General features: G+C 55.2%; 18 protein-coding genes. 4 read left to right on the top strand and 14 right to left on the bottom strand.

Annotated features, from left to right (window positions below):
• Positions 1 to 7 precede the first annotated feature (7 nt).
• The 8 genes from nuoH to G536_RS0114715 all read right to left on the bottom strand — a co-directional run bounded on the left by nuoH (position 8) and on the right by G536_RS0114715 (position 7,324).
• Positions 8 to 1,102, bottom strand: a complete 1,095-nt coding sequence (gene nuoH, locus G536_RS0114750) for an NADH-quinone oxidoreductase subunit NuoH (protein WP_033370323.1) — start codon at positions 1,100 to 1,102, stop codon at positions 8 to 10.
• Positions 1,103 to 1,197: 95 nt separating this feature from the next.
• Positions 1,198 to 2,199, bottom strand: a complete 1,002-nt coding sequence (locus G536_RS0114745) for an NADH-quinone oxidoreductase subunit G (protein WP_084708629.1) — start codon at positions 2,197 to 2,199, stop codon at positions 1,198 to 1,200.
• 122 nt (positions 2,200 to 2,321) lie between these two features.
• Entirely contained in the window at positions 2,322 to 3,662 is a 1,341-nt protein-coding gene (gene nuoF / locus G536_RS0114740; protein WP_026880202.1) for an NADH-quinone oxidoreductase subunit NuoF, read from the bottom strand.
• Positions 3,663 to 3,688: 26 nt separating this feature from the next.
• Positions 3,689 to 4,258 (bottom strand): NADH-quinone oxidoreductase subunit NuoE family protein, encoded by a 570-nt coding sequence (locus G536_RS0114735; protein ID WP_022824374.1) that lies wholly within the window; start codon positions 4,256 to 4,258, stop codon positions 3,689 to 3,691.
• Between the two features lie 24 nt (positions 4,259 to 4,282).
• The gene (locus tag G536_RS0114730; protein WP_022824373.1) at positions 4,283 to 5,551 is read right to left on the bottom strand and encodes an NADH-quinone oxidoreductase subunit D; all 1,269 of its coding nucleotides are present in this window, start codon (positions 5,549 to 5,551) and stop codon (positions 4,283 to 4,285) included.
• 106 nt (positions 5,552 to 5,657) lie between these two features.
• Complete coding sequence (locus tag G536_RS0114725; RefSeq protein WP_022824372.1) at positions 5,658 to 6,224, bottom strand: NADH-quinone oxidoreductase subunit C; 567 nt, start codon at positions 6,222 to 6,224, stop codon at positions 5,658 to 5,660.
• Positions 6,225 to 6,307: 83 nt separating this feature from the next.
• A complete protein-coding gene (locus G536_RS0114720; protein WP_022824371.1) occupies positions 6,308 to 6,862 on the bottom strand; it encodes an NADH-quinone oxidoreductase subunit B in 555 nt (184 codons plus the stop codon).
• Between the two features lie 72 nt (positions 6,863 to 6,934).
• Positions 6,935 to 7,324 carry an NADH-quinone oxidoreductase subunit A gene (locus G536_RS0114715; RefSeq protein WP_022824370.1) on the bottom strand — a complete coding sequence of 130 codons (390 nt, stop codon included), beginning with the start codon at positions 7,322 to 7,324 and terminating at the stop codon, positions 6,935 to 6,937.
• Positions 7,325 to 7,457: 133 nt separating this feature from the next.
• Between G536_RS0114715 and G536_RS0114710 the strand changes: the two genes are divergently transcribed.
• Positions 7,458 to 8,054 carry a Uma2 family endonuclease gene (locus tag G536_RS0114710; protein ID WP_026880200.1) on the top strand — a complete coding sequence of 199 codons (597 nt, stop codon included), beginning with the start codon at positions 7,458 to 7,460 and terminating at the stop codon, positions 8,052 to 8,054.
• A gap of 59 nt (positions 8,055 to 8,113) precedes the next feature.
• Here the strand turns inward: G536_RS0114710 and pruA are convergent, their stop codons facing one another.
• Positions 8,114 to 9,784 (bottom strand): L-glutamate gamma-semialdehyde dehydrogenase, encoded by a 1,671-nt coding sequence (gene pruA / locus G536_RS0114705; protein WP_022824368.1) that lies wholly within the window; start codon positions 9,782 to 9,784, stop codon positions 8,114 to 8,116.
• 187 nt (positions 9,785 to 9,971) lie between these two features.
• Here pruA and G536_RS28055 point away from each other — a divergent pair, with 187 nt between their 5' ends.
• On the top strand, positions 9,972 to 10,967 hold the full coding sequence (locus G536_RS28055; protein ID WP_022824367.1) for a glycoside hydrolase family 43 protein: 996 nt from the start codon (positions 9,972 to 9,974) through the stop codon (positions 10,965 to 10,967).
• A 404-nt stretch (positions 10,968 to 11,371) separates the two neighbouring features.
• On the opposite strand, the gene G536_RS0114690 is transcribed toward G536_RS28055, so the two are convergent.
• The 5 genes from G536_RS0114690 to G536_RS0114670 form a co-directional block, all read right to left on the bottom strand.
• Positions 11,372 to 11,917 carry a nucleoside/nucleotide kinase family protein gene (locus tag G536_RS0114690; RefSeq protein WP_022824365.1) on the bottom strand — a complete coding sequence of 182 codons (546 nt, stop codon included), beginning with the start codon at positions 11,915 to 11,917 and terminating at the stop codon, positions 11,372 to 11,374.
• Positions 11,918 to 11,956: 39 nt separating this feature from the next.
• Complete coding sequence (locus tag G536_RS0114685; RefSeq protein ID WP_022824364.1) at positions 11,957 to 12,940, bottom strand: hypothetical protein; 984 nt, start codon at positions 12,938 to 12,940, stop codon at positions 11,957 to 11,959.
• A 40-nt stretch (positions 12,941 to 12,980) separates the two neighbouring features.
• Positions 12,981 to 13,676, bottom strand: a complete 696-nt coding sequence (locus G536_RS0114680; protein ID WP_022824363.1) for a YjjG family noncanonical pyrimidine nucleotidase — start codon at positions 13,674 to 13,676, stop codon at positions 12,981 to 12,983.
• 94 nt (positions 13,677 to 13,770) lie between these two features.
• The gene (locus G536_RS28050) at positions 13,771 to 14,085 is read right to left on the bottom strand and encodes a (2Fe-2S) ferredoxin domain-containing protein (RefSeq protein ID WP_022824362.1); all 315 of its coding nucleotides are present in this window, start codon (positions 14,083 to 14,085) and stop codon (positions 13,771 to 13,773) included.
• 80 nt (positions 14,086 to 14,165) lie between these two features.
• Positions 14,166 to 14,561 carry an ArsR/SmtB family transcription factor gene (locus G536_RS0114670; RefSeq protein ID WP_022824361.1) on the bottom strand — a complete coding sequence of 132 codons (396 nt, stop codon included), beginning with the start codon at positions 14,559 to 14,561 and terminating at the stop codon, positions 14,166 to 14,168.
• 115 nt (positions 14,562 to 14,676) lie between these two features.
• Here G536_RS0114670 and G536_RS0114665 point away from each other — a divergent pair, with 115 nt between their 5' ends.
• Positions 14,677 to 15,348, top strand: a complete 672-nt coding sequence (locus tag G536_RS0114665) for a carboxypeptidase-like regulatory domain-containing protein (protein WP_169515105.1) — start codon at positions 14,677 to 14,679, stop codon at positions 15,346 to 15,348.
• Positions 15,349 to 15,497: 149 nt separating this feature from the next.
• Positions 15,498 to 16,880 carry an NAD(P)/FAD-dependent oxidoreductase gene (locus tag G536_RS0114660; RefSeq protein ID WP_022824359.1) on the top strand — a complete coding sequence of 461 codons (1,383 nt, stop codon included), beginning with the start codon at positions 15,498 to 15,500 and terminating at the stop codon, positions 16,878 to 16,880.
• Positions 16,881 to 16,895: the final 15 nt, after the last annotated feature.

Raw genomic sequence — 16,895 nt, 5'->3', positions numbered from 1 at the left:
AGTTCAGTTACTTAATCACCCCGAACGTGATGAGGCCGCCGGTGATAAGGATGTTGATAACGGCCAACGGAATCAGGATGGTCCAGCCGAGGCGCATCAGTTGGTCGTAGCGGAAGCGCGGGAGAGTCCAGCGAATCCACATGAAGAAGAAGATAAAGGCGAAGATTTTACCGAACAGCAGTACAGTGCCAAGCGCTGTAATCAGGTTTTGGGCCGAAGCCAATTCCCAACCCTGGCTGCTCGCCAACCAGTCACGCAGTTCGTATTGGAAAGGGAAGTTGAAGCCACCGAAGTACAGCACGCTCATAACGGCCGAAACCACGAAGATGTTCACGTACTCCGAGAACAGATACAAGCCCAATTTCATCGACGAGTACTCGGTGTGGTAACCACCTACTAATTCGGTTTCGCACTCTGGCAAGTCAAATGGTGTCCGATTGGTTTCAGCGAAGGCGCACACTAGGAAGATAATGAAGCCTAAAGGCTGCTTCATAATGTTCCAGTTGAAGATGTCTTGCCACACGAAAGCACCTTCCGACGACTGTTGCAGCGTGATTTCGCGCAACGAAAGCGTGCCCGAAATCATCAACACCGCAATCAGCGATAAGCCCATGGCCAGTTCGTAGCTGATGTTTTGCGAAGCGGCCCGGATAGCGCCGAGCAGCGAGAATTTGTTGTTGGAAGCCCAACCACCAATCATCACGCCGTACACGCCCAACGATACCACTCCGAACACCCACAGCATTCCGATGTTCACCTCAATGCCTTGCAGGAAGAAGGCGTTGTTGCCGAAGCTGATGTGGTTGCCAAACGGAATTACCGCCGACGACATCAGAGCCGTAATCATGGCCAAGCAAGGGCCAAATACAAACAGCGCTTTGTTGGCGCCGCCGGGGAAGAATTCTTCTTTCGTGAACATCTTCACGGCATCGGCCAAGGGCTGCGCCAAGCCGTAAGGACCTGCGCGGTCCGGACCAACCCGGTCTTGCAAGAAGGCCGCAATAACGCGCTCTGCGTACGTGCAGTACGTTGCTATCAGCAACGAAAGCGCGAACACAACGAAGATGACGATGGATTGCCAACCAAGGGTGGGTAGTTCAATCATTTTAGTCGATAATTGTCAGTTACCAGTTGCCAGCTTTAACGAGCCCCAGCGTTGTCAAAATAGCAACTGGTAGCTCTAAACCGGTAACTCGCTTACCCTAACTTTAGTGGAGGATTCTTTTCTAGGTCGCGCTGCGTGCTTTCGGGCAAGTCGGCTATTACCGACTGGTTGAGCACGGGCAGTTCGTAGTGGTTGGCCGAAATTACCGAAGAACGGTCGATATGTGCCGGTCCTTCGATAGTCCAGTCTGCCGTTTCTTTTTTATCGAAGCGGCATTCGTTGCAAATCCACTCCTTCACTTCGCCATACTGGTCTTTCCGGCCTGTAACGCGCAATACGTCTTGGCCTTTGTACCAGAGCGTTACGTTGCCGGCACACTTTGGGCAGTCACGGTGCGCATTCACGGGTTTTGTGAACCACACGCGTTGCTTGAAGCGGAAGGTTTTGTCGGTGAGGGCACCTACCGGGCATACGTCGATGACATTGCCAGAGAAGTCGTTGTCGATGATGTTCTCGATGTAGGTGCCGATTTCAGCCGCGTCGCCACGGCCTAACACACCGTGTACCCGGTCGCCTTTGGCAATCTGGTCGGCGGTGTACACGCAACGGTAGCACAAGATGCAACGCGTCATGTGCAGTTGAATCAGCGGACCGATGTCGATTTTCTCGAACGTACGGCGCTCTTCCTGGTAGCGGGTCGTAGACACGCCGTGTTCGAAGGCGAAGTTCTGCAAATCACACTCACCCGCTTGGTCGCACACGGGGCAGTCCAGCGGGTGGTTGATGAGCAGCATCTCCACGATGCCTTTGCGAACATCCAGTACCTGTTCGGATGTGGTGTTTTCGACCACCATACCGTCCTGCACCGGGGTTACGCACGATGCCACTAGTTTGGGCATCGGGCGTGGGTCTTTGGTGGAGCCAGCGGCTACACGCACCAAGCAAGCGCGGCACTTGCCACCCGAGCCTTTCAGCGGCGTGTAGTAGCACATGGCCGGAGGCACGATGCTACCACCGATTTGGCGGGCTGCGTTGAGGATGGTCGTTCCGTCTGGAACTTCCACCTCGATGCCATCGAAAGTTATTTTAGCCATTATCGAAAATCGTCTGTCATGCAGAGCGGAGCGAAGCATCTCGCCCGAATGACGATGGAATTACTATTGTCAACGACGCCACGCGAGATGCTTGGGCTGCGCCTCTGCATGACGTTCTAATATTATACCAGCACCGATTTGCCCTGATATACCGCACCAGGTTTGGCGGCTTCCTTGGCGTGGGTCACGTGCCACTCGAACTCGTCGCGGAAGTGGCGCACAGCGGCGGCTACTGGCCAGGCCGCGGCTTCCCCAAGTGGGCAAATGGTGTTGCCCTCGATTTGCTTAGCGACACTCACCAGCAAGTCGATATCTTCCATGTGACCGTGGCCGTGCTCCAAACGGTGCAGCACTTTTTCCAGCCAGCCCGTACCCTCACGGCAAGGCGAGCATTGCCCGCACGACTCGTGGTGGTAAAAGCGGGAGAAGCTCCAGGTGTTGCGCACGATGCAGGTCGTCTCGTCCATAGCAATGAAGCCACCCGAGCCAAGCATAGTACCCGTCACGAAGCCACCATCTGAAAGCGACTCGTAGCTCATAAGGCGAGGCTCACCAGCAGCCGTTTTCAGGATGAGTTCTTTGGGCAAAATCGGAACGGACGAACCACCCGCTACTACAGCTTTCAGGTCGCGACCTTTCCAAATACCGCCACAGTATTCATCAGAGTAGATAAATTCCTCAACCGGCAAGCCCAACTCGATTTCGTAAATACCGGGTTTATTGAGGTGGCCGCAAGCCGAAAATAGCTTGGTGCCCGTGCTCCGGCCAACGCCAATCTTTGCGTATTCTTCACCGCCATCGTTCACGATAACCGGCACGGCCGCAATAGACTCCACGTTGTTTACTACCGTTGGGCGGGCGTAGAGACCCTGCACGGCCGGGAATGGCGGCTTGTTGCGCGGGTTGCCGCGCTTACCTTCCAATGATTCCAGCAAGGCAGTTTCTTCGCCGCAGATATAAGCGCCGCCACCGGGGTGCACAAACAGGTCGAGGTCGTAGCCGGAACCCAAGATGTTTTTCCCGAGGAAACCAGCGGCATATGCTTCTGCAATAGCTTTTTCCAGAATGCGCAGCACGTACAACAACTCGCCGCGGATGTAGATGTACGAGGTATTTGCGCCAAGCGCGTACGAACTCGTAATCATGCCTTCTACCAGCAAGTGTGGCAGTTTCGACATCAATTGTCGGTCCTTGAAAGTGCCGGGCTCCGATTCGTCGGCGTTGCAGACGAGGTAGCGTGGTACCCCTTCTGGCTTGGCCAGGAAGCTCCACTTCATACCGGTAGGGAAGCCAGCGCCGCCGCGCCCACGTAGGCCCGACTTCTTCACTTCTTCCACCACCTCATCGGGGGTCATCGTCTTCAGCGCTTTTTCCACCGAGCGGTAACCGCCGTGTTTGCGGTATACCTCAAAGGTGTCGATGCCTTCAACGTTAATATGTTCGGTCAGCAGTTTGCGTCCCATAGGTTGTAGCGGTTGGCTGAAAGACGTTAATTGTTAGCCAGGGCGTTCGGCAAGCCGGTTTCTTCCCACGGCAAAGCCGGACGGTGCACTTGGTTGCGTAGGTCGGTGAGCATGGCATCTACCGCAGCCGGAGTATCCAACTGCTCGTAGTATTTCTCCCGAACCTGCACGATGGGGGCAAAGCCGCAAGCAGCTAAGCACTCCACTTCCTTGAGCGTAAAGAGGCCATCGGGAGAAGTAGCGCCGTTCACTTTGGCGCCGGTGATGCGCTCTAAGTGGGCAGTCAGCTCGTCGGAGCCGCGCAGCATGCAAGGACCCGTGCGGCAGATTTCCAGCACGTGCTTGCCTACGGGCTTGAGGTTGAACATGGTGTAGAAAGACGACACCTCGTACACCTCAATGGGTTTGATGCCGATAACCTCAGCCACCAAATCCTGCACTTCAGGGCTTACCCAACCGCCAAATTCGGCCTGCGCAATGTGCAGCACCGGCAGCAACGCCGACTTACGGCGCTCCGTTGGGTATTGCTTGCAGATGCGCTCAATTTCCGCCTTGGCGGCTTCGGAAAATTGCGGCTTAACGCTCGTCGTCTCCATTTAGGTACTTGAAATCAACAAAAACTACGCGTCCAGCTCGCCAGCAATTACGTTCATCGACGACAGCGTCACGATGGCGTCGGAGAGGGTTTGACCCACTACCATTTCCGTATAGGCTTGGTAGTAGATAAAGCACGGACGGCGGAAGTGCAGGCGGTATGGCGTGCGGCCTCCGTCAGAAACCAAGTAGAAGCCTAGTTCGCCGTTGCCACCTTCCACGCTGTGGTACACTTCACCAACCGGGGCGTCAATTTCGCCCATAATGATTTTGAAGTGATAGATGAGCGCCTCCATGTTCTGGTACACGGCCTGCTTGGGAGGCAGATAGAAGTGAGGCGCGTCGGCGTGGTATGGGCCTTCGGGTAGGTTCTCCAGAGCCTGCTCGATGATGCGCAAGCTCTGCCAGATTTCCTCGTTGCGCACCATAAACCGGTCGTAGGTGTCGCCCTTGGTACCTACCGGAATTTCAAAGTCGAAATCCTGGTAGCTGGAGTAGGGGTTCATCACCCGCACATCGTAATCGACGCCGGCAGCGCGGAGGTTAGGGCCCGTGAAACCGTAGTTAAGGGCGCGCTCGGCGGAAATGCCGCCTACATCCACCACCCGATCCATGAAGATGCGGTTGCGGTTAAACATCTTTTCGAACTCACGCATCACAGCCGGGAACGACTTCAGCCAAGCCCGCAGCTTTTGAATAGCTACCGGCGTGAAGTCGCGCTCCATACCACCCACGCGGCCCATGTTGGTGGTCAGGCGGGCGCCGCTTACTTCCTCGTAAATCTCATACACCTTCTCCCGCTCATCCATCAGATAGAGGAAGCCAGTGAAAGCACCTGTGTCCACACCCAAAATACCGTTGCAAATCAGGTGGTCGGTGATGCGGGCTAGCTCCATCAGAATCACGCGCATGTACTGCGCACGCTTCGGAACGGTCACGCCGAGCAGTTTCTCTACCGTCATGTGCCAGCCCATGTTGTTGATGGGCGACGAACAGTAGTTCATCCGGTCGGTGAGGGGCGTAATCTGGTAGAATGGCCGGCGCTCCGCAATCTTCTCGAAAGCGCGGTGGATGTAGCCAATGGTAGGTACACCCGACACAATCCGCTCTCCATCCATCTGCAGAATATTCTGGAAGATGCCGTGGGTAGCAGGGTGGGTAGGCCCTAAGTTGAGCGTGGTTAGCTCTTGGTTGAAGTCGTTGACGGTTGGGGCCAGCGGATGAAGATTAGGCCGTTGCTCTTCGGCCTCTTCAACAATCTTGCGGGTGCCTTCCAGCGTGTCGTTTACTGCCATTGTATAGTATTGAGTAGGTAGTATTGAGTAGTGAGTAAGTGCGAATAGAACTAAGAGCCTGTTCGGAGTACTAGGTACTCAATACTTACTACTCTGTACTGACAGATTACCGGCCGAAGAATAAGTCGGTTTTGTCTTCACGGGTACCATCCTCCAGCGCGTATTGCTTGCGCATGGGGTGGTAGTCCATGTCTTCCACATTGAGAATGCGAATAAGGTTGGGGTGCCCAACCGCAATGATGCCGTAGAAGTCGAACGCCTCGCGCTCCATCCAGTTAGCGGCGGAGTAGAGGTCGGTCAGCGTTGGCACGTGCGGGTCGCCGATGGGGAAGAAGATCTTCAACCGCAGGCGAATGTTGTGTACCAAGCTGTGCAGCATGTACACCATGCCTAACTCCTGGTCCTTACGGTCAGGGAAGTGCATGCCGCACATGGTAGTCAGGAAGTTGAGCTGCAACTCCTGGTCTTGCTGTAGGCCGGCAACGATGCCGTGAATTCGCTCCCGCGTGGTCGTGACGGTCAGAAAGCCGTAGGGCTCTTCCACATCGGTGAAAGCGTCTTGTCCAAACAAACGATACAGAAGGTCAAGCAACTGCTTGTTCTTCTGCGCGGCCGGATCAAGTTCGGCAGCGGTTTCCTGAGCGTCGGGTGATTCTACGGTTGGGTCAGCCATTTAGCAGTAGAAGTGTGCACACAGAGGCGAGATTAAGCAAAGGATTGCAAGCGTCTCGCCTCTATATGCGCAATGTCTGTGGTCTATTTGATGTTGTAAGAAGCCAGCAAGGCTTGGTATTCAGGCGAATTGCGCCGACGGATCGACTCGTTCTTGGCCAAGTCCTGCACACGCATCAAGCCGTCGAGCACTTGCTCGGGGCGAGGTGGGCAACCGGGCACGTACACGTCAACCGGGATAATCCGGTCGATGCCTTGCAGCACTGAGTACGTATCGAAGATACCGCCCGAAGAGGCGCAAGCACCCATGGCAAGTACCCACCGGGGTTCCGCCATTTGCTCGTATACCTGCTTCACGATGGGCGCCATTTTCTTGGCAATCGTGCCCATCACCATCAGCAAATCAGCTTGGCGGGGCGAAAAGCTTGGCCGCTCGGAGCCAAAGCGCGAAATATCATAGCGGGCACCCATGGTAGCCATGAACTCGATGCCGCAGCACGAGGTAGCAAAAGGAAGCGGCCAGAGCGAGTTAGCACGGGCAATACCCACCACTTTCTCCAGCGACGTCGCGAAGAAGCCAGCTCCTTCGAGGCCGTCCGGCGCCTCTGTCATTTTGATTTCAGGAACTCTATTATCCATGATAGAAAGTCAGATTGAAGAAGTATAACCTCCTCTTAGCCAACACCAGCCAGCCAATAAAGGTTTGCTGGCTTACGCCTCGTTCCAGCGCAAAATGCCCTTTTTGATTACGTAACCGAAGCCCGCCAGCAGGAACGCCAGGAACACGACCATTTCAATAAAGCCACTAGTGCCTAATGCCCGGAAGTTTACGGCCCAGGGATACATGAAAATTACTTCAATATCGAAGAGCACGAACAGGATGGCTGTGAGGAAGTACTTCACCGAAATCGGGGTGCGGGCATTGCCCACCGACTCGATACCGCACTCAAAAGCTTCGTCCTTCACCACGCTCTTGCGGCGTGGCCCGAGGAGGTGAGAAGTAATCATGGCAAAAGCCACGAAAGCAACCGCCAGCCCAAACTGCACGATGATGGGCAGAAAGTCCTGCGGCTGATAATTGGTAGTTACAGCGAGAAGCATAGACGACAACGGGAAAAGGCCGTTAGAGAACAGCGTTGAAGGGCAAAGGTAACGCGAAATGCCAGCGGAACAAAGGTGAAATCAGGCAGCCTCGGAAAGGCGTATCTTTGAAGTGAAACCTAGTCAGTTTGGTATGGAACAAGCTCAAGCACATCCATTACGCTATACGGTTGAGCAATATCTAGCGCTGGAAGAGAAGTCGGAGATACGACATGAATACTTCCAGGGAGAAATAATGGCTATGGCCGGTACCACTACCGACCACAATGAATTGTGTTTGAACTGCGCTATCGAGTTACGTCAAGCAGCAATGAAGCGAGGCTGTAGACTATTCATGGAAAACATTCAATTAGCAGTGAATGAGGGAGAGCTATACACGTATCCCGACGTTATGCTCACCTGCCACGATGAAGACGTAGTGGCTCCGCGTATTATGCACCCATTGCTGTTGATAGAAGTGTTGTCTCCTTCCACCGCAGAGCACGATAGGGTCTGGAAGCTGTTTCGCTATCAGCGTATCACTTCATTGCGACATTATGTACTGGTTTCGCAACAATATCAAGCGGTGGAATGGTACCATCGAGTTGAAGAAAGAGGCGAATGGCAGCGCCACCTACTGACCTTGCCGCACGAAGCAGTGGAAATTCCAGAGTTGAATACTCGCCTGACGTTAACCGATATTTATGCAGGTCTTAAGATTCCATTCGTGACGGATGATAAGATTAGCTAGCAGCAAAAAGCCGCTCCAGTCTCCCGAAGCGGCTTTTTTATGAGTGGTTGGCTAACGGTTTAAAAGCCGCCCTGGCCAGTTACGTTCAGGTTTTCGCCGGTTTCTACGCCCATGAAGGGGTAGCGGTAGTCAACGGGCGGCACGAAGGTTTCCTTGATGGCGCGCGGCGACACCCAGCGGAGCAGGTTCAGGATAGAGCCTGCTTTGTCGTTGGTGCCGGAGGCGCGGGCCCCGCCGAACGGCTGCTGACCCACTACGGCGCCAGTTGGCTTGTCGTTGATGTAGAAGTTACCAGCGGCGTGCACGAGGCGCTTAGAAGCTAAATCAATGGCGTATCGGTCTTGCGAGAAGATGGCACCCGTGAGGGCGTACGGCGAGGTGCCATCTACGAGGTCCAGCGTCTTTTCAAATTCCTGCGAATCGTAGACATACACCGTCAGCACGGGGCCGAATAACTCGTCGCACATGGTTACGTACTGCGGGTTTTTGGTCACAATAATTGTGGGCTCGATGAAGTAGCCTTTCGACTTATCGTGGTTGCCGCCAGCCACGATTTCCACCGACTCATCTTGCTTGGCCGCATCAATATAGCGGGCCAGCTTGTCGAAGGACGCCTCGGTGATAACCGCGTTGATGAAGTTCGAGAAGTCTTCTACGTCGCCCATCTTGAACGACTTCAGGTCTTCCTGCACGTAGCCTTTCACTTCGTCCCAGATGTTGCTGGGGACGTACACCCGGCTGGCTGCCGAGCACTTCTGGCCTTGGTACTCAAACGCGCCGCGGCTGATGGCCGTGGCTACCTGGCGCGGGTGCGCTGAGTGGTGCGCCAGAATGAAGTCCTTGCCGCCGGTTTCGCCCACAATGCGCGGGTAGCTCTTGTAAGTGGTGATATTCTGGCCAATGGTCTTCCAGATTTGCTGGAACACGCCCGTCGAGCCGGTGAAGTGGATGCCCGCAAAGTCGCGGTGCGAGAAGATAACGTCGCCAGCTACGGGGCCGTCCACGTAAATTAGGTTGATAACGCCGTCGGGCAGGCCTGCTTCCTTGAACAGTTCCATCAGCACCTGCGCCGAGTAGATTTGCGGGTAAGAAGGCTTCCATACCACGACGTTGCCCATCATAGCTACCGAAGCAGGCAGGTTGGCGGCAATAGAAGTGAAGTTGAACGGTGTGAGGGCAAACACGAAGCCTTCCAGCGGGCGGTGCTCCAGGCGGTTCCACATGCCCGGCGACGACACCGGCTGCTGCTTGTAGATTTCCTGCATGAAGTACACGTTGTAGCGGAAAAAGTCGATCAGCTCACACGCCGCATCGATTTCTGCCTGGTAGGCATTCTTGCTTTGGCCCAGCATAGTAGCCGCGTTGAGGCGGGCGCGGTAGGGGCCCGCCAGCAACTCGGCGGCTTTCAGGAAGATGGCAGCCCGATGCTCCCATGGCAGCTCGGCCCAGCTGGTACGGGCGGCCAAGGCGGCATCAATGGCTTGGGTTACGTGGCTGGCGTCGCCCTCATGGAACTGGCCCAGTACGTGCTGATGGTCGTGGGGCGGGCGAATATCCAGCGTGTTGCCGGTGCGTACTTCCTGGCCGCCGATATACATCGGGATGTCGCGCTGTACTTGCTTAAGTTCTTTGAGCGTTTTGAGCAACTCCAGACGCTCGGGCGAATTGGGCGCATAAGCCTTCACCGGCTCATTGACTGGGGCGGGGACGTTGAAAAAGGCGTTGGACATGGGTGGTATGGCTGGTTTACGATGGATGATTGCCAGTTCGGGAGGCGCAGCAAAGGTAGCTACCTCCCCGAAATGACGCGCGGTACAGGGTGGATCTGTAAGGCAAGCTCGCTATGGCCTCACTGAACCTTGCCTAACCTAGCATCCGTACGGGTAAGCATCCTTACTAGAAGCTAATACACCCGCTATGCCAACTACCTCTTATACCAACCCCATCTGGGACTACGATTTCGCCGACCCTACTATTATTCGTGCTTCTGACGGCTTGTATTATGCCTATAGCACCCAAACCAAGCGGCCGGGTGGCGTTATTGTGAATATGCAGGTAGCCCGTTCCGCAGACTTGATGCAGTGGGACTACCTCGGCGACGCACTGCCCATGAAACCTACGTGGGCCAACAACACCCAAAAGCTCTGGGCTCCGCACGTGAGCGAGCATGCGGGCATATTCTACTTGTACTACTCTGCCAAGCCCGATAACGACCCCGACGGCTTCTGCCTGGCCGTGGCCACGGCCGGTACACCCGCCGGCCCGTTCACCGACTGCGGCACGCCGTTACACTGCGGCCCCGGCTTCCTGCACATCGACCCTATGGCGTTTGACGACCCCGCTACTGGCCAACGGCTACTGTATTGGGGTTCCGGCTTCGGCCCTCTGATGGTGCGGGAACTGGCCGAAGACCGAATTTCCTTCGCGCCAAATAGTGAGACGCAGTATCTGATTCAGCCTGCCGGTGCTGGAGACCCCAAGCGCTACGACCAGTTGATTGAAGGCAGCTGGATGGTGCTCCGCAATGGCTGGTATTACCTGTTCTATTCGGGCAACAACTGCTGCGGCGACAATGCACATTACGGTGTGTTGGTAGCCCGCTCCCGCGCCGCTACTGGCCCTTTCGAAACCCTAGCCGATGCCACCAACAACCCCTACGCCATGCTACTTGAAGGCAACGAGCACTGGCTGGCTCCTGGCCACAATTGCGTAGTAACCGATGCTGCCGGCCACGACTGGCTGGCCTACCACGCCATCGACCCGCGCCAGCCCAAGTTCGACGCCATCGACGCTGAGCAGGGATACTCGCGTCGCGTTATGCTCCTCGACCAACTGGAATATATAGACGGCTGGCCTCGGCTGGTTACGGGCGGCACCCCGTCGTGGGAGGCGCAGGAGGGGCCGGTAGGGTAAGGTCGATGCCAGCATCACTTGATTTCAAATGGCTCCAACTTGCTATGGCTGCTGTTTCTATTTGCTCTAACTCCGCCTGAGTGAATCTGTGGTTCAGCGCCTGCCAAGTTCCAAGCGCCGCTGCAATGGCTACGATAGTAGAATTAGTATCTACGTCTGTGCCTATAATGTTCGTAACCTCTATTTCGTACTGTTGCGCTACATCCGTTGTGGTAAGCGCGTACCCGATTCCGGCAACCGCACCCTGTTTCCAATCATCGTATCTAGCGTACGGGCTGAGGTCCCATGTAACCTGAATGGTTGTATTTTGGATTCCTGTTTTGATAGATAAGGTGACTGTTGCCGCACATATCAAATCTCGCCTTTGGCGTAAGAATCTTCCTTCTACCACCATAGCCGTAACTTCAAAACGCACTTAGCATCTCGCACACTTGTCGTTCTAATTCCTCAATAGGGCCGCTGTTCCAAAGGGTAGCGGCGAAGTGCGGGTAGTTGTCCAATGCGGTTTCACTGGGGTGGGTGTCGTCGCGGGTGCCGTCGCCGCGTTGGTGGAGCGGGTCGCCTTCTACGCGTAGCATGATGCCGCCGCGGCTGCGAATGAGGTCAGCTTCGTTAGGGAAACGGACGTCGGCAATCAGGATGGCTTGTTTGGCGTCGAGCTGCGAGAAGAACGCCTGCACCCAGATATCGGGCTCCCACTGGCGGAGCGCCAAGCCTACTTGTTGTAGCATCTCGCCGCGGGTGCGCCCGAAGACGGGCAGCAATTCGGTTTTGCCTTCCTGGGAGAAGTAAGGAGACACAGCCTCGCCGGCCAGTGCGGCGCACACCGCCTTAATAGGTTCACCGACCGAGCGAATATGCCACTGTAGCTCTGGCTGTAGCTGCTGAATGAGCCGTGCCACAGTGTCTTTGCCGCTGCCCCGGCGGCCCGAAAGGCCAATTAACTGCATAACTCAGGCGCGAAAGTGCTGGCAGAACTGGGTGTGTGCTTAGTCATAGCTGTTCGAATGTTGCACATATTTGCTTAGGTTAGCCACAAAAATCACGATGCCAATAATGCACAGCACCACCCCCAGCGTGTTGTAATTCAGAATCGAATTCGTACTGCCAGTTGAGGTGGGTTCAGTTGCGTGCTCGTCGGCCAGCGTGGCTTGTTCGAGTGCCGTAGCCGGGTACTTTATTAGCACGACTGGCGCGGGCATCTGGAGCCTTGATAACTTAGCTTGTAACAAGGCGTGCTGTTGAGCGGTGAGCGGTAGGCGGACTGTTTGGGTGGTGTCCAATTCGTTAGCTTCAGCTAGTAGGCGGACTAGTGCAACGGCTGCTGGCGCGTCAGGGCGATACTCTACGCTCAACAGCCGGGCCTGCGCATATTCGTTGGCTTCGGGCAGGGTGCTGTCTAGGCTCGCAGTATGCCGGCAACTGACGATGCCCGAGCTGAAAACCAGAACTCCTAACACCGTCCACATCAGGGTCCGCTTGGTGGAGTAAGTAGGCGCTATTGCTGGTGAGGTAGGGGGGGAGAGGCGCTGCTTCTTCCGGCGGATACGCTGACGGCCTCCGGACTTCCGGTACTTACTAACGGAGCTGGAAACCACAATAAACGTAACAAAAAGGTAGACCACAACCGCCCAGGTCTCGAAAAATGGCTGCCCAACGAAGGCCGTTTGTGTTGGGTCGTCTTTCGCATATTTGATTAAAAACGTGTCATCCAGCGCGAAATCTTGGTAATTACTTTTCGTTACCGATAAGTCGCTGGTAGCGCGCTGCCGTTTGCTGGTAGTAAATCCAACAGTGAGATAATAATTGTAGCTGCTTTTGCTGCGGACCTGCTTCTTATCAACGACGACGGCTGGTACAGTCGGGCCATTGATGGTTTTGTAATGCCAAAAAAGCCCCCAGTTCATCACACAGAAAATAACCAGGTAGATGGGGAGTAAATCGGAAAGTTTCTGGCTTTTCTTACCACTCATGGCTACAGGCTGGCAAATTCAAGTCTACTACGATCTGCAACTATAGGAATGCCTTCAGTTGACTCAGACAGCTGATTTCGTAGGTGGTTTCCACGAAGTGGCGGCGCTTTTCGGGGTTGAAGTACACTTGGTCGATACCGGCATTGTGGGCGCCCAGTACGTCGCACTCCAAGTTGTCGCCTACCATCAGGCTTTCGGCGGCGGTAGCGCCGGTGCGTTCCAGCGCGTGCTCGAAAATGCGGCAGTCGGGCTTGAGGTGGCCACAACATTCCGACGTTACGATTTCCCGGAAGTATTCCATCAGTCCCGACGAGTTCAGCTTGGTGTACTGCATGTCGCGGAAGCCGTTGGTAATCAGGTGTAGCTCATACTTCGTTTTCAGGTAGTCGAGCACTTCGAACGTAAACGGAAACACCGCTGCTTTCAAGGGTAGGATATCCGTAAACTCTTCCGACAAACCCGCCGGCGCGTCCGACTCCTGCAAGCCCAGTTTCACGAAGGTGCGCGGAAAACGGGTGGCGCGCAGCTGCGTCTGCGTGATCTTTTTGCTTTGGTAGAGCCGCCACAACCCATGGTTGATGTCGCTGTACACCCGGATGAATTCTTCGACGCTGAACACGCCAAAGCGAGCCATGTCGTGCTGCTGGTACAAGTGGCGCAACGTTTCATCGGCGTTGGCTTCAAAATCCCAGAGCGTATGGTCCAGGTCGAAAAAGATGTGGCGGTAAGGTTTCAATTAAAAATCGTCAATTAAGAATTAAAAATTATTGCAGAGAATACGCTTGTAGAGCATGGTGCCTTTTGCGGACCCCACTTTCCAGAAGCTGTTATTACTTCTCATCCAGCAACAAACGCTTTACCGGGCTGCCTTCGCCGAGGTGCTCCCGCACGATGTCGGCGGCGTCTTTGGGCTTTACGTCGCCGTACCAGACGCCATCCGGGTAGACTACTACGGCTGCGCCGGAGCCTTTTTTGCAGTGCTTGCACTGGTCGAGGCAACTGCACGTTTGTACGCGGGTTTTGTGTTTCTGGCCGCCGGTAAACAACGACTTTAGCCCCTGCTTCTTCAACTCGGTTTTCAGTGCCCGCGCGACATCCTTGCCGACTTCGGTTTTTTGGGCATTACAAACAAACAGATGAATCACTGATTTCGGAGGTTAGGCAACGGGTGACGGGAACGGAATGCCCGGCAAGTGGGTAGAAGTAACAAACGCAGGACCCAACGCTACTGTTCGGTAGTGCCGGTCCAGCGGCGGTTTTGGAGCTTGTACGCGGCCAGCTCCCGGTTCGACCAGAGCGTTTGGTAAATCTGCTGATCGTGCACCAGTTGCTGGTCGCGCTCCATGTAGCCTAACAGCTGCTGCACCAACTCAGTGCCTTCGCCCTGAATGAAGTAGAACATCCAGTTGTCAAGCCGCCGGAAGCTTACCAGTCCGGCATTTTTCAGGTACAATAATTGGCGGGAAGTTTTGGTCTGGGTGAAGTCGAGCACCTGTTCCAGGTCGGAGATGCACATTTCCTGGTTGCGCCAGAGCAAGTGTAGGATACGCACCCGGCTCTCGTCGCCGAAAGCTTTAAATAGTTGCTGGCCGAATGCAACGCTGACGTGTTTGAGGCGCATCTTTAGACGAATGGCCGGGGAAGAGGTGCCCCGTCCGTCGTTCAAATTTAGGGGAAAGCCGGCAGCGGCCCCCGAAGAAGTGGTATACTTGTAGTCTGTAATTCCCCCGATGCCTGTGATTGTTCGATTTCATTTTCTGCTGGCTTTCTGCCTGTTGCTAGCGGGGCTGGCCCCCAACGCCGCGCGGGCGCAAGGCCAAGCGCGCGTAGTTCAGTTCACCGGCATTGTGGCCACCGGCGACTCGCTGCTGGGTGTGCCGGGTGCTACCGTATTTGTGCCCAAAGCCGGCCGCGGCACCGCCACCAACGCCTACGGCTACTTCTCGCTGCCCGTGCTCACCGGCGACAGTATCGTGATTCGGAGCCTGGGCTACCGCAACCAGTACGTAGTTATTCCGGCCGATTATCAGCGCCAGAGCTACTCCGTGATTGTGCAGTTGCGCGAAGATGCCACCATTCTGCCCGAAGTGCGCATTTTCCCCTACGCCACCGAAAAGGCGTTCAAGGATGCCTTCCTGGCGTTGCGCCTGCCCAAAGAGCGGGGTTCGGCCGCCGCCGAAAACCTGAACGCGGATATTTTGCGGCGCATTTTCAACAACGCCCCCGTAACCAGTATGGGCAACTACCGCCAAACCATGCAGCTCCAGCAGCTAGAGCAGCAACGGCGCATGGGTATGGGCCCGTCGTTGCAAAGCAACAACCCACTCCTGAATCCCTTCAGTTGGTTGCAACTCATCAAGCAGGTGAAAGACGGGGAGTTTAAAAAGAAGGAAGGCGTAGACTATTAGAGAGTGAATAAGCGAGTGACGGAGTGAAGTAACCTGCACCTGGACAAGTAGTACCGTAGGCTACTTCACTCCGTCACTCACTCTAACCTCCACCACAACCCCAAGAGCCATTTTGTAGTTAAGGAACTGTTTGACCTTTCCTTCTCGAAATGGATACCAACATACCCGTCACCTCGCAGCCGCGAATTGTGATTGTAGGCTGCGGCTTTGCCGGGCTGCGGCTCGCCAAAGACTTGGCTGACTCTCCCGTGCAGGTGGTCGTCATTGACCGCAACAACTACCACAACTTTCAGCCGCTGCTCTACCAGGTAGCCACCGGCGCCCTAGAGGCCGACAGCATTGCCTATCCCATCCGCAAAATTTTTGCGGGGCAGAAGAATTTCTTTTTCCGCATGACGGGCGTGCAGCACGTGGATACGGCCCGCAATACGGTGGTAACCAGCATTGGTGAAATCCGCTACGACCATCTGGTGCTGGCTACCGGCTCACTCACCAATTTCTTTGGTATCGAAAGCATCGAGCGGAATGCCATGCAAATCAAGAGCATCCCGAATGCCCTGAACCTGCGCAGCTACTTGTTCCAGAACTTCGAGAAGGCTTTGCTGAAGGAAAACCCCGAGGAACGCCAAGCACTACTCAACATTGTAATTGTGGGCGGCGGCCCCACAGGCGTAGAAATTGCCGGTTCGTTGTCGGAGATGCGCAAAGACGTGCTGCCCAAAGACTACCCCGAACTGGATTTGCGCCAGATGGAAATCTACCTGGTAGAAGCTGGGCCGGCTGTATTAGGGCCAATGTCCAAAGACTCGCAGGAGAAAGCCAAGCGCTACCTCGAAGACAAGAATATTCACCTGCGGCTGAATACGTCGGTGAAGCGGTTTGAGGATGGCAAAGCCTATGTGTCGGACACTGAATTCATTCGGACGGAAAACCTAATTTGGGCGGCCGGCGTGAATGGAGCGGAAGTGCCGGGCTTGCCTACCGAAGTGGTGGCCCGCAATAAGCGCATCAACGTCAACAACTGGAACCGCGTGGAAGGCCAGACCAACGTGTACGCCATCGGCGACGTGGCCAACATGGTGACTGAGGAAATGCCGCGCGGCTTCCCGATGTTGGCACCCGTAGCCATTCAACAAGCCGAGCAGCTTGCCGACAACTTCAAGCGTCTGCTGAGCGGTGAGGCACCAGTACCATTCAAATACTTCAATAAAGGCAGCATGGCCATAGTAGGCCGCAATAAAGCCGTAGTGGACCTACCTGGTGACAAGCATTTTGGCGGTTTCTTCGGCTGGCTCACTTGGCTATTTGTGCACCTAATGACGCTAGTAGGCTTCCGCAATAAAGTAGTGACGTTCATTGACTGGGCTTTCAGCTACGCCAGCTCCGACCGGGCCCTGCGCCTTATCATCCGGCCCTACAAACGCACCGATTTCAAGGAAGACAAAGGCAAAGCCACCGCTGAGCATAACGCTCAAACCCCGCAATACAACCCCTCAGTACCCTCCCCTGATGCCCAGGTGGTAGGAAGGTAAGGAAGTGAATTAGGG

The sequence above is a fragment of the Hymenobacter norwichensis DSM 15439 genome (genome assembly GCF_000420705.1).
Classification (GTDB): domain Bacteria; phylum Bacteroidota; class Bacteroidia; order Cytophagales; family Hymenobacteraceae; genus Hymenobacter; species Hymenobacter norwichensis.
This window is presented reverse-complemented; position numbering and strand designations above follow the sequence as displayed.